Here is a 14419-nt window from a genome sequence, read left to right on the forward strand (position 1 = left end):
GCGCTACGTACTTTCTCCCATTTCCATGCCGACGCCCACCGCGTCGGCCATTCAAGGACGGCTCCCATGAGCAGATTTTTTACAGCCAAGACGCTGACCGCACTGGGGTTGATCCTGTGCGCCGGGCTGGCCAGTGCCGACGCGACCCTGGACAAGATTCAGGAACGCCACAAGATCAGCATCGGCGTGATCCTCAGCGGTCCTCCGTTCGGCACCATCGATCCGAAGACCGGCGAGCATCTGGGCTACAACGTCGAGCTGTCGAAGGAAATCGCCAAGCGCCTGAACGTGGAGCTGGAAACCGTATCGGTGCTGGCTCCCAATCGCGTGCAGTTCTTGCAGCAGGGCAAGGTCGATCTGTTGATCGCCAATATGCAACTGACCGAAGAGCGTGCGCAGATTCTCGATTACGTGCCCACGCCTTACGAGGAAGTGGGCGGCGCAGCGTTGATCCGCAAGGGCGCGGGCATCAGCAAATGGGAAGACCTCAAGGACAAGCCGGTGTGCGTGTCCCAGGGCAGCAACTTCATCAAACCGTTGCAGGAAGTCTACGGCGCGCAGATCAAGGCGTTCCGCAGCCAGTCCGAATCTCTGCTGTCGCTGCGCGGCAATGGCTGTGTGGCGGCCGTGCATGTAAGCCCGACCATGCATACCCTGCTTGGCGAACCTGAGTGGTCCGGTTTCGAGATCCCACTGGCCACTGACCTGATTCCGTCCAAATCCGTGATCTGGGTGCGCAAGGGCGAGAAAGACATACAGGCCCGTCTGGACGCCATTGTCCGTGACTGGCATCGCAGCGGCTGGTTGATCGAACTGGGTAATCGCACCGGCATGGCGCCGTCCCAGGCCTTGCATGATCTGCATGAGCAATATCGCAATGCAGCGCCGCTGGCTGCCACGCCATGAGTGATGGGCTGTTCCAGGCATTGCAGCAACTGTTGGGCGCCAGTCATGTGCAGACTGGCGAGCAGGCCCGTGAGCGCTTGACTGACAAGCAGGGTCGCTATGTCGGGCAAGTGGTCGCGGTGGTGCGTCCTGCGGATACCGAACAGGTCGCCGCCGTGGTGCGTTTGTGTGTCGCCCATGCTGCACCGGTGGTGGTGCAGGGCGGTAACACCGGCCTGATGGGCGCTGCAACGCCGGATGCCAGCGGCAAGGCGGTGCTGTTGCTGCTGGAACGCATGAATCGTGTGCGTGAGATCGACACCGATAATGACACCCTGACTGTCGAAGCCGGTTGCATCCTGCAAAACCTGCAAGACGTAGCTCGTAAGGCTGACCGCCTGTTCCCGCTCAGCCTGGGCGCGCAAGGCAGTTGCACCATCGGCGGCAACCTGGGCACCAATGCCGGTGGCAACGCCGTGCTGCGTTATGGCAATACCCGCGAACTGACGCTGGGGCTGGAAGTAGTCACAGCACAAGGTGAAATCTGGGAAGGGCTGCGCGGTCTGCGCAAGGACAATACCGGTTATGACCTGCGGGACCTGTTCATCGGCAGCGAAGGCACGCTGGGCATTATCACCGCCGCGACCCTGAAACTGTTCCCGCTGCCCAAGGCGCAACTCACGGCATTTCTGGCTTTTGAGTCGCTGGCGCAGGCTGTGCGTTTTCTGTCTCACGCCCGTGCCGGGTTCGGTGCAAGCCTGACCGCTTTCGAGCTGCTTTCGGCCGACTGTCTGACCTTGCTGCGTGAACAGTTTCCCCAAGGGCCGCAACCCTTCAGCCATGCTGCATACCCTTGGTTCGCTTTGCTGGAATTGTCCGATAACCACAGTGAAAGCCATGCGCGGCAGAGTTTTGAAGAGGTACTGAGCGATGGTTTCGAAGCCGGGCTGCTGGCCGATGCTCTGGTGGCCGAAAGTCTGGCCCAGAGCCAGGCGCTGTGGCAGTTGCGCGAGAACATGAGCGATGCCCAGAGGCGTGCCGGGCGCAATATGAAGCACGATATCTCGGTGCCGATTTCCCGGGTCGTGGAGTTTGTGACCCACACCGATGCCTTGTTGCAGCAGCACTTTCCCGGTGTGCGCAATTTCACCTTTGGTCACCTGGGCGACGGCAACCTGCATTACAACGTCGCGCATCCGCTGGGCTCCACTGTCGAGGCGCATATGGCCCGTTACGCTGAACTGAGCGAGCTGGTGCACGACAGCGCGCATGCCCATGGCGGCTCGATCAGCGCCGAACACGGCATCGGCCAGCGCAAGCTGGGCATGCTGTCCCGTTACAAAAGCCCCGTGGAGCTGGACTTGATGCACCGCATCAAGCAGGCCCTGGACCCGCACAACCTGCTCAATCCGGGCAAGGTACTGGAGACCCGAGCATGAGCATCGGCTTGTCAAAGCGCGTGCAGCGCGTCTCATTGTCGGCCAACGCCGCCGCCAAATCCCGGGCCACCGCCTTGCGCGATGCCGGGGTGGATATTCTCGACCTGACCACCGGCGAGCCGGATTTCGACACCCCTGAACACATCAAGCAGGCGGCCTTCAAGGCCATTGCCGCCGGTGCCACCAAATACACGCCGACGCCCGGTGTGCGGGCCTTGCGCGAGGCGGTGCAAGGCAAGTTGCAGCGCGAAAATGCTTTGGACTATCCATTGGCTGGCATCGTGATAGCCAACGGTGCCAAGCAGATCATCTTCAATGCGTTCGCCGCGACCCTGAATGACGGCGACGAAGTGCTGGTACCTGTGCCGTACTGGCCGTCGTTCCCGGACAGCGTGCGTTTCAATGGTGGTGAACCGGTGTTCATCGAGTGCGGCCTGGAGCAAGGCTGCAAGCTGACCCCGATGCAACTGGAACGCCATATCGGTGAGCGCACGCGCTGGCTGATCCTCAACGGGCCGGGCAACCCCAGTGGCGCGGTGTATAGCGAGGCGGAGCTGTTGGCGCTGGCTGACGTGCTGCGTCGTCATCCGCACGTGCTGGTGCTGCTGGACGAGTTGTACGAGCACATTCGTTTCGACGGGCAGCCAGCCCGGAGCCTGCTCAATGTCGCGCCGGACTTGCAGCCTCGCTGCCTGCTGGTGGGCGGCGTTTCCAAGACTTACGCCATGACTGGCTGGCGCGTCGGTTTCGGAGCCGGGCCGCAAGAACTCACCACGGCCATGACAGTGGTGCAGTCGCAATCGACTTCCGGCGCATCATCGATAGGGCAGGCCGCAGCATTGGCGGCGTTCGAGGGTGGTCTGGGGTTTCTGCCGGAGCAGGTCGCGGCGTATCACCAGCGCCGTGACTTGTTGGTTGAAACCCTGAGCGCGGTGGATGGCATGGAAGTGCTGGTGCCGCAAGGCGGCTTCTTTGTCTTTGTGCGTTGTGCCGGGTTGCTGGGCCGTTATCGCCCTGACGGCCAACGGCTGGAAAACGATGCCGATGTGGTTGCCTGGCTTCTGGAGTCCGGCGTGGCCGGTGTTGCGGGCAGCGCTTATGGTTTGTCGCCGTGGTTTCGCCTGTCGATTGCCACAGCCACCGAAACCGTGATCGAAGCCGGGCAGCGTATTGCCCGTGCCTGTGCGCAGTTGAGTGTGGGGGAGGCACCATGAGTCACTGGCTGGAGTCGTTCGTGCAGTGGACGGCCGGATTTGGCCTGAACTACGCCTTTCTGCTGGATGCCTATCAGCGCGGCACCATGGTCGACGGGGCGTTGACCACCTTGCTGCTGTGCCTGCTCACCATCATTGGCAGCTTGCTGGTCGGTGTCGCCCTGGCGGCCATGCTCACCTCGGGCAAGCCATGGCTGCGTTCGCCAGCCAGAGTATTCATTGAAGTCACCCGCAATACGCCGACGCTCGTGCAACTGTATTGCGCCTTTCTGGTGTTGAACATGCTGTTGACCCAGGCCGTCGGTGCAGCCAATCCGCTGACACCTTTTGCCTGGGTCGTGATCGTGATTTCCCTGCACAAGGGGGCTTTCCATGCCGAAGCCTTGCGGGCCGGTATCGAAGCGGTGCCTTCCGTGACCCTGGAAGCCGCCAGCTCCCTGGCTTTCAACAGTCGCCAGTTGTTGTGGAACGTGCAATTGCCACTGGCCGTGCGCTTTGCCTTGCCATCGCTGATCAACAACCTGATTGATCTGGTGAAGATGACAGCCGTGGCCTCGGCCATTGCGGTGGGGGATATCACTTATGCCGCGATCATGATCTGGACCCAGAGCGATAACGTGCTGGAACTGATGATCCTGATCCTGAGCTTTTTCGGTTTGCTCAGCTTTGTCGTCAACTGTGCAGGGCGTGCCCTGGAATCACGCCTGAGGATGCCCGGCTATGGCCATTGATTCATCGGTTGCCGCGCCCGTCGCGTGGCCACGTCGCCATTTACTGGCGCTGACGCTGGTTGCTCTGACGGTTGTCTGGTTGATTTTCGGTGCCCCGGACAGCCCGGTCTTTCTGGCATTGATGCAGTGGTCGCCCGCTCTGGCGGTGGGGTTTGGCCAGAACATTCTGATCAGTCTGGTTGCCATTGGCCTGGGGACGGTGTTCGGGCTGCTGGTCGGTGCTCTGGGGATGTCGCCTTTCTTGCTGCTGCGCCTGCCTGCACGGATCTGGATACAGATCTTTCGCAATGCGCCCTGGCTGGTGCTGATCTACTTCACCACTTATGTATTCCCGTTCGAGATCAAGATCGGCAGCACGTATATCTCGTTTCCCGACTGGGTGAAGGTCACTATCGGCCTGGCATTGCCAGCCAGCGCCAATGTCGCGGAAATCTTCCGGGGTGCCGTGGCGTCGATCCCCAGCACGCAATGGGAAGCGGCGCGCTCGCTGGCCTTCACTCGCGCACAGATTTTCAGCTCGATCATTCTGCCGCAGTGCTTCAAACGCATGTTGCCGCCGTGGATGAACCTGTATGCGGTCATCACCATGGGCACCGCACTGGCTTCGCTGGTGGGAGTGCATGACGTGATCGATACCGCACAGATTGCCAGCAATACCGTCAACCAGACCGGTTTCACTGTGATCATCTATTGCAGCCTGCTGGTGCTGTTCTTTGCCTATTGCTACCCGATTTCCCGTCTGACCCAACGCCTGGAGCGACGTTATGCCTTCTATTGATTCTGGCGCCGAGCCTCTGGTCAGCCTGCGCGACCTGCACCTGTCATTCGGCAGCAACCTGGTGCTCAAGGGCATCGATCTGGATGTGCAGCGCGGTCAGGCAGTGTCGATCATCGGCCCGTCCGGTTCGGGCAAGTCGACCATTCTGCGCTGCATCACCGGGCTGTTGCAGACCCAGCACGGCACCATCCGCGTGGGTAATACCGACGTTCATGCCCTGACCCGCGAAGCGGAGCGTATCGAGTTGCGCAAGCGTGTGGGTTTCGTCTTCCAGCAGTACAACCTGTTCCCGCATCTGTCGGTGCTGGAAAACCTGGTGATTGCCCCGCGCAAGGTGCTGGGGATCGAGCGCGTCGAGGCCGAGAAGCAGGCTCGTGCCTTGCTGGCCAAGGTGCGTATGGAACACAAGGCCGATGCCTATCCGGGGCAATTGTCCGGCGGCCAGCAACAGCGGGTTGCGATTGCCCGCGCCCTGACCATGCGCCCGGAACTGATCCTGTTCGACGAAGTGACCTCGGCCCTGGACCCGGAAACCGTCGGCGAAGTGCTGACCGTGATCCGCGAGCTGACCGAGGAGGGCATGACCTGCGTACTGGTCACCCACGAAATGCGTTTCGCCGAAGAAATCAGCGACGTGGTGTATTTCACCGAGAACGGCCTGATCGTCGAGCATGGCAGCGCCGAGCAGATTTTCCAGCACCCGACCAGTGAGCGGACCCGCGAATTCCTGCGCCACGCTCTGGGAGATACCGGGCGCCGTGCGCCGGTGTCCTCCGACCCGTTTGCACTGAGCAATATCAGCCGTTACAGCCTGTCCGTATAACTAAAATTGAACCCCACCGGGAGCTACCTGATGAGCAACGCAAACCGAACCCAAGTGATTGAAAGTTTTCTGCAGCAGATTCGTGCCATCAACCAGCGCGGCGTAGACCGCGAAGCGTTGAAGGAAATCATCGCGCTGCTGGAAGACTTGGCCGGGCGCCATGACCTGTTCAACTTCACCGCATTTCCTTCGCCGGTGCCGGGGCAGGGTGAGACTGCTTTTCGCTATCGCCTGAACGATGATGGCGAAACTCCGACCCTGTACATGAACTCGCTGCTGCCAGGCAAAAGCACCTTGCCGCACAACCATGAAACCTGGGCGGTGATCGTTGCCGTGCAGGGCCAGGAGATCAACTACGTCTGGGCGCGTACCGACGATGGCAGCGACCCGGCCTTCGCTCGTCTGGAGCTGGAAAAGGAAGTCATCGTCCAGCCAGGCACGCCCATCGGTTTCCTGGGCGAAGACCTGCATGGCATCAAGGTCACGGGCGAAGAGCCGACCTTGCACTTCCATCTGTATGGCCGGCCGCTGGAATCGCTCAACGGGCGTTTCGGTGTCAATGAAGAAGGCCGTGTCCTGAACTACAACGCCTCGCAGATGGCGCCGTCGATTCGCGCCTATTGATCGTCGGCACAGGTTTCCCAATTCACTTTTATGAGCCACCCCATGAGCCAGACCACCACCGCGGCCCAACTGCAACAATGGCTGTTCGACGGGCAGGAAATTGCCCTGTTCGACCTGCGCGAACATGGCCAGTATGGCGAAGCCCATCTGTTCCATGGCGTCACGCTGCCCTATAGCCGACTGGAGCTGGATATCCGCCGCCTGGCCCCCAGCCCCGACGTGCGGCTGGTGATCTATGACCAGAATGGCGGCGATGTTGCGGCACGCGCTGCCTTGCGACTTGAAGCGCTCGGCTATCGCCACGTGCATATTCTTGAAGGTGGCGCCGATGGATGGCAGGCCGCAGGTCTGCAACTGTTTGCGGGTGTGCATGTGCCGTCCAAGGCTTTTGGTGAGCTGGTGGAAGAGGCGCGCCATACGCCGCACATCAGCGCCACCGAACTGGCGCAGCGTCAAGCTCAGGGCGAGTCGCTGGTGGTGCTGGACGGCAGACCATTCGACGAATACCGCAAGATGACCATTCCAGGTTCCGTATGCTGCCCCAATGGCGAACTGGGTTATCGCCTGCCGGAACTGGTCAGCGACGAACACACGCCGATCATCGTCAATTGTGCCGGGCGGACCCGCAGCATCATCGGCGCGCAGACGCTGATCGATCTGGGTGTCAAGAACCCGGTCTATGCACTGGAAAACGGGACACAGGGCTGGTATCTGGCCGATCTGCAACTGGAACACGGCAGCACCCGACGCTACCCGGATGCGGTATCGCCCGGTTCGTTGACCCGTCAACGCGATGCCGCACAGGCGCTGGCCGAGCGGGCAGGCGTGCAGACGGTCAGTGCCGAACAGGTCCGGGGCTGGGCCGCTGATAGCAAACGCAGCCTGTTCCTGTGCGATGTGCGCACCGCCGAGGAGTTTGCGGCAGGAACATTGGCTGGTGCGCAACATACGCCGGGCGGCCAGTTGATTCAGGCGACGGACTTGTATGTCGGCGTGCGTCAGGCGCGTCTGGTGCTGGTGGACGACGAAGGTATTCGTGCGCCGATTGTTGCCAGCTGGTTGCGGCAGTTGGGGCACGATGCCTATGTACTGGCTGATGGCGTGAACAGCGGCTTGTCGTTACCTGTTGCGCAAGCAGATGTGCAGCCGGACTTGCCGGGCATCAGCGTGCAACGGCTGGCCGATGCCTTGAAGGATCAGGCCATGGCACTGATCGATCTGCGTTCGAGCACACACTTTCGCAAAGGGCATATCGAAGGTTCACGCTGGTCGATTCGCCCGTTGCTGGCTGCTGCCGTCGCTGAAGAGTCCCGGCCTCTGGTGCTGATTGCCGATGACCCGGCTCTGGCGCAATTGGCGGCCGAGGAATTGCCACAGGCGCAGCGCCAGCAGGTGCGTCTGCTGGACGGCGGGATCAAGGCCTGGCAAACCGCCGGGCTGGCGCTGCGCGAAGACAGTGCCAGTCTGGCGGACGAGCAGTGCATCGATTTTCTGTTCTTCACCCATGACCGGCATTCCGGCAACAAGGACGCTGCCCGCCAGTACCTGGCCTGGGAAATCGGTCTGCTGGGGCAGATGACCGAGCAGGAAATTGCCAGCCTCAAGCCTTTGTCCGCAAAAAAGCCTGAGCGCCCGTCACATAACCCCTTGGTCAAGACCCGGCTGATTCATGCCGCGCGTACGGCCAAGGGCAGTGGCGTGCGCGGGGTGAATGTACCGGTTTCGCGCATGAGCACGGTGCTGTTCGACAGCCTCGGGCAGATGCGCGATATCCGCAAACGGCGTGATACCGAGCGCCTGTTGAGCTATGGCGCGCGGGGCAATCCGACGGGGTTTGCGCTGGAGGATCTGGTGACAGAGCTGGAGGGTGGTTATCGCACCCGCTTGTTCAGTACCGGCCTTGCAGCAGTGGCGCAGACGTTCCTGGCCTATCTGCGCCCAGGTGATCATGTGCTGCTGACCGATGCGGTGTACTCGCCGGTGCGACGTGTAGCCCGTGACTTCCTTGAGCCATTCGGCATTCAGGTCAGTTACTTCAGGGCTGACGGGCAAGGGCTGGAAGCACAATTGCAGGCCAATACCCGCATGGTCTACACCGAAGTGCCGGGCTCGTTGCTCTACGAACTCTGTGACTTGCCGGCCATTGCCGCGCTGTGCAAACCACGAAACATTCTGCTGGCGGTAGACAACACCTGGGGCTCGGCCTACCTCTATCGACCGCTGGAGCTTGGGGCGGACATTTCCATCATGGCCTTGACCAAGTACCTGTGCGGTCATAGCGATGTGGTGATGGGCAGCGTCTGCACCCGTGAAGAAGTCTGGCAGCCGCTGGGAAGGATGAGCGACACCTTCGGCAATGCGGTCAGCCCCGATGACGCCTATCTGGTCCTGCGCGGTGCCCGCACTCTGGCCTCTCGCATGGAAACCCACGAGCGCCAGGCTCTTGAAGTCGCGCACTGGCTGAACGAACAACCGCAAGTCCGCCGCGTGTTCCATCCAGCCTTGCCGGACCACCCCGGCCACGCCCTGTGGAAGCGCGACTTCACCGGCAGCAACGGCTTGCTGTCCTTCGAGTTCGAGTCTTCGGACCCAGGCCAGTTGGAACGTTTTATCGGTGCCTTGCAACTGTTCGGGCTCGGCGCTTCATGGGGCGGCTACGAAAGCCTGATCACCGTGGCCACTGTCAGCGATCGCGACAATGAGGCCGACAAATTGCTCAACCCGGTGCTGCGCCTGCATATCGGGCTGGAGGATGTATCGGCGTTGATCGAGGATTTGCAGAGGGGGTTTGGGGAAGGATGAAAGCTGCAAGTTTCAAGCTGCAAGCCTCAAGTCAAAAGCCTCAAGCCTCAAGCCTCAAGCCTCAAGTCAAAAGCTTGTAGCTTGTAGCTTGTAGCTTACAACTTGCAGCTCACCTAAACGTTATTTCATAACAAAATACCGGGTGGCCGTGTAATACTGTAACGAATCGTTGCAGGCTACTCTCCCGTGAAAGCTCCTCGCGCTCCCTCTGTAGCAGGTTCCGTTCTGGCTCAATCGGCCTTGAAGCGGGTCCTGCTGGCTCTCGGTATTTTGCTGTTGTTATGGCTGGCCATCGCCTGGTCGGTGGCTATTCCATGAGTGCGGCCATTGCTCTGGACAATCTGACTGTCGCTTACGAACGCCGTCCGGCGGTGCATCACATCAGTGGCCGTTTCGAGGCGGGCAGTCTGACCGCTATCGTCGGTCCCAATGGCGCTGGCAAGTCCACGTTGATCAAGACCATTGCCGGGACCATGAAGCCAGCGGCGGGGCGTGTGGATCGAGGCCGGCTGGCGACTCATACCCTGGGTTATCTGCCTCAGGCGGCCGAGATAGACCGCAGTTTCCCGTTAAGCGTGGCCGATACCGTCGCCATGGGCGCATGGCGCAGCATCGGCCCGTTTCGTGGCCTGACTCGCAACCATGCCAGGCTCACTCATGATGCGCTGAAAACCGTGGGCCTTGAGGGGTTCGAGGGGCGCAGTATCGGTTCCCTGTCGTCCGGGCAGTTCCAGCGGGTGTTGTTTGCACGGCTGTTATTGCAGGACGCCTCGGTGATTCTGCTGGACGAGCCTTTCACCGCCATTGATGCCCGCACCACCCGCGACCTGCTGGAGCTGGTCCGGGTCTGGCACGGCCAGGGACGCACGGTGATCGCGGTATTGCACGATATCGATCAGGTCCGTCAGCACTTTCCGCAAACCCTGTTGATGGCCCGAGAGGCGATTGCCTGGGGGGCGACGGCCGAGGTGTTGAACGATGCGAACTTGCGGCGTGCCCGCAATATGGCCGAGTTCTGGAGTGCGGATGCTCAGGTCTGCGATACCGAAGGTGAGCATTCATGATGCTCTATGCCACGCTGATCGAGCCTTTTGTCGAGTTCGGTTTCATGCGCCGCGCTCTGGTGGCCTGCCTCGCTTTGGGGATCGGTTCCGGTCCGGTGGGTGTGTTGCTGATGCTGCGACGCATGAGTCTGGTGGGCGATGCCATGAGTCACGCGGTCCTGCCGGGCGCGGCGCTGGGTTTCATGGTGGCAGGCCTGTCGCTGCCGGCCATGGGCATTGGCGGCTTGATCGCCGGTCTTGCGGTGGCCTTGCTGTCCGGGCTGGTCAGCCGCCTGACCGCCTTGCGCGAAGATGCCAGCTTCGCCAGTTTCTATCTGACGTCACTGGCCGCCGGAGTATTGATCGTCTCCATGCACGGCTCCAGTGTCGATCTGCTGCATGTGCTGTTTGGCACCATCCTGGCCATCGATGACAGCGCGATCTATATGGTCGGCGGCATTGCGTCATTCACCTTGATCCTGTTGGCCGTGATCTATCGCCCGCTGGTGCTTGAGTGTTTCGATCCGGGTTTCCTGCGCGCTGTCGGCGGGATGGGGTCGCTGTACCACGTGCTGTTTCTGCTGCTGGTCGTGCTGAACCTGGTGGCGGGCTTTCAGGCGCTCGGCACCCTGATGGCGGTGGGCATGATGATGCTGCCTGCGACTGCTGCGCGATTCTGGGCAACGTCACTGAGCGCCCTGATGCTGATTTCGACGGTATTGGCGACCCTCTCGGGGCTGATCGGCCTGATCGTTTCCTATCACCTTGGCGTGGCTTCCGGGCCATCCATCGTCCTGACTGCCAGCGTCTTTTATGGTTTTTCCCTGCTGTTCGGGCGCACGGGCATCTTGCGTCGACTGTTTCCAAAACCCCACCTGGCCAACTGAAAAGGGCATGTCATGAAACGATTGATGATGTTGAGCTCAATGGCGGCGATTGTGCTGTCGGCGTTTGCAAGTCTTGCCCAGGCCAAGCCTCTGGAGGCGGTGGCTTCGTTCACGGTGATTGCCGACATGGTCAGTAACGTCGGTGGCGAGCGGGTTCACGTGACGTCGCTGATCGGCCCCAATGGCGACCCTCATGTTTACGAACCCACCCCGCGTGATGCCCAGGCCCTGAGGAGTGCTGATCTGACGTTCGTCAGCGGCCTGCATCTGGAGGGCTGGATGGACCGCCTGATCAAGGCGTCTGGCTACAAGGGTCAGCCGGTCGTGTTGTCCGATGGCATCAAGACCCGTTACATGCAGGAGGACGGCAAGCTCATCACCGATCCCCATGCCTGGAACAGCGCCGCCAACGGTGTGATCTATGTGCGCAATATCATTGCCGCGCTCAAGAAGGCGGACCCTGAAGGTGCCAGCGTCTACGAGGCCAATGGTCAACGCTATATCGTGCAATTGCAGCAACTGGACCTCTACGCCAGGGACCAGATCCAGTCGGTGCCCGAGTCGAAGCGCAAGATCCTCACTTCCCACGATGCGTTCGGTTACTTCGGTGATGCCTATGGTGTGACATTCCTGTCGCCCTTGGGTTTTTCCACTGAGTCGCAAGCTTCGGCTGCGGATGTCGCAAAACTGATCCGCCAGATCAAGAGCGAACACGTGACGGCCTATTTCTTCGAGAACTCCGGTGACCCGCGTCTGGTCAAGCAGATCGCCGATGCCAGTGGAGCGCAGCCAGGTGGTGAGCTGTACGTCGAGGCCTTGTCACCCGCGGATGGCCCGGCGGCTAGCTATGCGCAGATGTTCCGCTATAACGTCGACAAGCTGACTACGGCGATGAAGGGCCAGTGAGCGTAGGAGCGAATTCATTCGCGAATGAATTCGCTCCCACAGAAACACACCTTCTCAATGATTCAGAAACTTGAAGATGGTGGTCTGGGTGTAAGGCTTGCCAGGGTCCAGTCGCGTACTGGGGAAGGCGGGCTGGTTGGGCGCATCGGGGTAGTGCTGTGTTTCCAGGGTGAAGGCGCCCCAGTGCGGGTAGACCTTGCCGGCCTTGCCATGGATGCTGCCGTCCAGAAAGTTGCCGGTATACAGCTGCACACCAGGCTCGGTGGTGAACAGTTGCAGGTGACGACCTGACTGCGGGTCACTGACTTCTGCCGCAAGTTTGCTGATGTCACCCTTTGTGTCCAGCACCCAGTTGAAGTCAAAGCCGCCTTGCTTGGGTTCAGCGTATTTGAGTTGCTGATGGTCGGCCTTGATGTTCTTGCCGATGGCCGTTGGCTTGAGGAAGTCCATTGGCGTGCCGGCCACCGGGGCCAGTTCACCGGTAGGGATCAGCTTGTCGTTGACCGGCGTGTAACGGGAGGCGTGCAGAGTCGCCACCTGCTGGAGAATATCGCCGTTGCCAGCGCCCGCCAGATTGAAATAGCTGTGGTTGGTCAGGTTCAGCACCGTGGGCTTGTCGGTGGTGGCACGGTAGTCGATCTTCAGCTCGTTCTGGTCGTTGAGGCTGTAGGTGACTTCTGTCAGCAGCGCGCCGGGAAACCCCATCTCGCCATCGGGCGACAGGTAGCTCAGTTTCACTCCGACCGAGCCATTGCTCTTGATGCTTTCTGCTTTCCAGATGCGCTTGTCAAAACCCTGATTGCCGCCATGCAGCGCGTTGGTCTTGTCGTTGAGCGGGATGTGGTAGGTCTTGCCGTCCAGCTTGAATGTGCCTCCCGCCAGACGGTTGCCGAAACGGCCGATAGTCGCACCGAAATACACGGTGCCATTGGCCTGATAACCCTGCACGTCATCGAAGCCCAGAACGACGTCTTCGACCTTGCCGTTCCTGTCCGGCACCTTGAGCGCTTGCAGGGTTGCGCCGTAGGTAATGATGCTGGCTTGCAGGCCATGACTGTTGTGCAGGGTGTACTTCTCGATGGGCGTGCCATCGGGCAGTTTGCCGAAGGTGCTATGTTCGCTGGACAGTGCGGCGGCTTGTGCGGTCAGGGTGGAGATCATCAGTGACAGTCCAAGGCTGCTGAGAAGAGCGTGATTTTTCATCTGTTCTACTCACTTTTATTGTTGTTGTGAAAGGTGACGGTAGCGCAACGCATCGTTGGATTTCGCTGGCAGGCAGCAAATTGGTAAGACTATTTGATCGGTTTTAATCCGATGCAAGGATTTATAGTCGATAAAAAGCCGCTTGAAAAATAAATCGTAATACTATTTAGTAGAGGCAGTTCCTAAGAAAAATAAAAAAGGACACCGTTCATGCATTGGCAGCCTCTTTCCGAGCACCGCTTCAAACTGGCTGAAGGCCCTTTCTGGGACCTTGAGCAACAAGCCTTGTACTGGGTCGATATCGCCGGGCGTCTGGCTTGTCGGCTGGTTCAGGGGCAATACAGCCAATGGCGTCTGCCCGAGGCGGTTTCCGCATTCATTCCCACCGATAAGGGCGATGCTCTGGTGACCCTGGCCAGTGGTGTGTATCGCCTGGACCTTGATTCGCCAAAGACTTCCGTTTCATTGCTGTGCGTGGCCGATCCTGTGGCGGGCAACCGTGCAAACGAATCGCGCTGCGATGCTCAGGGGCGCCTGTGGCTGGGCAGCATGCAGAACAATCTGGATGCCGATGGCGGTGACTTGCCGCTGGTGCGCCGCTCCGGTGGTCTGTTTCGTGTGGACCCGGATGCAAAGGTCACGCACCTGCTGGACGGGCAGGGCATCGTCAACACCCTGCTGTGGAATGCCCAAGGCACAGTGCTCTACAGCGCCGATACCCTCGATGGCGTTATCTACCAATACCCGATTCTGACTGACGGCAGCCTGGGCGAGCGCCAGGTGTGGGCGCAGCAACACCCTCGCGGCGCACCGGACGGCTCGGCCATGGATGCCGAAGGCTATGTCTGGAATGCACGCTGGGGTGGAAGCTGCCTGATCCGCTTTGCCCCCGATGGCAGCGTTGACCGGGTGATCGACCTGCCTGTCAGCCATCCCACCAGTTGTGTTTTTGGCGGCCCCGACCTGTCTACGCTCTATGTCACCAGCGCTGCACCGGCCGATGCCCATGGCCAGCTCGATGGCGCGGTACTCAAGGCCGATGTGGGCGTCGCCGGGCAGATTTGCCCGCGCTTCGCAGGCTGAA

At 60.4% G+C, this 14419-nt stretch carries 14 protein-coding genes; 13 read left to right on the plus strand and 1 reads right to left on the minus strand.

Annotated elements, in window-relative coordinates; genetic code table 11:
* The first annotated feature begins 66 nt into the window (after positions 1-66).
* The 12 genes from JL015_RS00365 (at position 67) to JL015_RS00415 (ending at position 12132) form a co-directional block, all read left to right on the plus strand.
* A complete protein-coding gene (locus JL015_RS00365) occupies positions 67-906 on the plus strand; it encodes a transporter substrate-binding domain-containing protein (protein ID WP_201000360.1) in 840 nt (279 codons plus the stop codon).
* On the plus strand, positions 903-2324 hold the full coding sequence (locus tag JL015_RS00370) for an FAD-binding oxidoreductase (RefSeq protein ID WP_201000361.1): 1422 nt from the start codon (positions 903-905) through the stop codon (positions 2322-2324). Before JL015_RS00365 ends, JL015_RS00370 begins: the two co-directional genes overlap by 4 nt.
* Positions 2321-3538, plus strand: coding sequence for an aminotransferase class I/II-fold pyridoxal phosphate-dependent enzyme (locus JL015_RS00375; RefSeq protein WP_201016946.1), 1218 nt, complete (start codon positions 2321-2323; stop codon positions 3536-3538). The genes JL015_RS00370 and JL015_RS00375 overlap by 4 nt, the downstream gene beginning before the upstream one ends.
* Positions 3535-4269, plus strand: a complete 735-nt coding sequence (locus JL015_RS00380; RefSeq protein WP_201016948.1) for an amino acid ABC transporter permease — start codon at positions 3535-3537, stop codon at positions 4267-4269. The genes JL015_RS00375 and JL015_RS00380 overlap by 4 nt, the downstream gene beginning before the upstream one ends.
* Entirely contained in the window at positions 4259-5047 is a 789-nt protein-coding gene (locus tag JL015_RS00385; RefSeq protein WP_201016949.1) for an amino acid ABC transporter permease, read from the plus strand. The genes JL015_RS00380 and JL015_RS00385 overlap by 11 nt, the downstream gene beginning before the upstream one ends.
* Positions 5034-5870, plus strand: coding sequence for an amino acid ABC transporter ATP-binding protein (locus tag JL015_RS00390; RefSeq protein WP_201016951.1), 837 nt, complete (start codon positions 5034-5036; stop codon positions 5868-5870). The genes JL015_RS00385 and JL015_RS00390 overlap by 14 nt, the downstream gene beginning before the upstream one ends.
* Before the next feature lie 30 nt (positions 5871-5900).
* A complete protein-coding gene (locus tag JL015_RS00395; RefSeq protein ID WP_201016952.1) occupies positions 5901-6494 on the plus strand; it encodes a cysteine dioxygenase family protein in 594 nt (197 codons plus the stop codon).
* Between the two features lie 42 nt (positions 6495-6536).
* Positions 6537-9296 (plus strand): cystathionine beta-lyase, encoded by a 2760-nt coding sequence (gene metC, locus JL015_RS00400; protein ID WP_201016953.1) that lies wholly within the window; start codon positions 6537-6539, stop codon positions 9294-9296.
* A 186-nt stretch (positions 9297-9482) separates the two neighbouring features.
* On the plus strand, positions 9483-9614 hold the full coding sequence (locus tag JL015_RS27870) for a hypothetical protein (protein ID WP_268939612.1): 132 nt from the start codon (positions 9483-9485) through the stop codon (positions 9612-9614).
* Positions 9611-10360, plus strand: a complete 750-nt coding sequence (gene aztA / locus JL015_RS00405) for a zinc ABC transporter ATP-binding protein AztA (RefSeq protein WP_201016954.1) — start codon at positions 9611-9613, stop codon at positions 10358-10360. The genes JL015_RS27870 and aztA overlap by 4 nt, the downstream gene beginning before the upstream one ends.
* A complete protein-coding gene (locus JL015_RS00410; protein ID WP_201000371.1) occupies positions 10357-11226 on the plus strand; it encodes a metal ABC transporter permease in 870 nt (289 codons plus the stop codon). The genes aztA and JL015_RS00410 overlap by 4 nt, the downstream gene beginning before the upstream one ends.
* 12 nt (positions 11227-11238) lie before the next feature.
* Positions 11239-12132 (plus strand): metal ABC transporter substrate-binding protein, encoded by an 894-nt coding sequence (locus JL015_RS00415; RefSeq protein WP_201016956.1) that lies wholly within the window; start codon positions 11239-11241, stop codon positions 12130-12132.
* 54 nt (positions 12133-12186) lie between these two features.
* Here JL015_RS00415 and JL015_RS00420 read toward each other — a convergent pair whose 3' ends face one another.
* The gene (locus JL015_RS00420) at positions 12187-13335 is read right to left on the minus strand and encodes an aldose epimerase family protein (RefSeq protein WP_201016957.1); all 1149 of its coding nucleotides are present in this window, start codon (positions 13333-13335) and stop codon (positions 12187-12189) included.
* A gap of 210 nt (positions 13336-13545) precedes the next feature.
* On the opposite strand from JL015_RS00420, the gene JL015_RS00425 reads away from it, so the two are divergent.
* Complete coding sequence (locus JL015_RS00425; protein ID WP_201016959.1) at positions 13546-14418, plus strand: SMP-30/gluconolactonase/LRE family protein; 873 nt, start codon at positions 13546-13548, stop codon at positions 14416-14418.
* Position 14419 lies beyond the last annotated feature (1 nt).

This window comes from Pseudomonas cichorii, assembly GCF_015471405.1.
Taxonomy (GTDB): Bacteria; Pseudomonadota; Gammaproteobacteria; order Pseudomonadales; family Pseudomonadaceae; genus Aquipseudomonas; species Aquipseudomonas serbiensis.